A 417-nucleotide genomic window follows, 5' to 3' on the forward strand; every position below is an offset into this window, starting at 1 on the left:
AGCACGATGTCGGCGAGCTTGCCGACCTCGATGGAGCCGATCTCGTGGGCCAGGCCGTGGGCGATGGCCGGGTTGATGGTCAGCTTGGCCATGTAGCGCAGGACGCGGGCGTTGTCGTCGCCCTCGCCGTCGCCTTCCAGCGGGCCGAGCTCGCCCTTCATCTTGGCGGCCATGGCGAAGGTCCGCCGGATGGTCTCGCCCGCGCGGCCCATGCCCTGGGCGTCGGAGGAGGTGATGCCGATGGCGCCCAGGTCGTGCAGGACGTCCTCGGCCCCCATCGTCCCGGCGCGGATGCGGTCGCGGGCCATGGCGGCGTCGCCGGGCAGGTCGGGCTTGAGGTCGTGGACGGAGACGATCATGCCGTAGTGCTCGGCGACCGCGTCCCGGCCGAAGGGCAGGGTGGGGTTGGTGGAGGAG

Annotated in this window: 1 protein-coding gene; it reads right to left on the bottom strand. The window is 71.9% G+C overall.

What is annotated here, in order from left to right:
- On the bottom strand, positions 1–417 hold a 417-nt coding region (locus tag WDV06_RS37175; RefSeq protein ID WP_395514205.1), incomplete at both ends, for an amidohydrolase family protein.

This window comes from Streptomyces racemochromogenes (assembly GCF_044129415.1).
Lineage (GTDB): Bacteria > Actinomycetota > Actinomycetes > Streptomycetales > Streptomycetaceae > Streptomyces > Streptomyces racemochromogenes_A.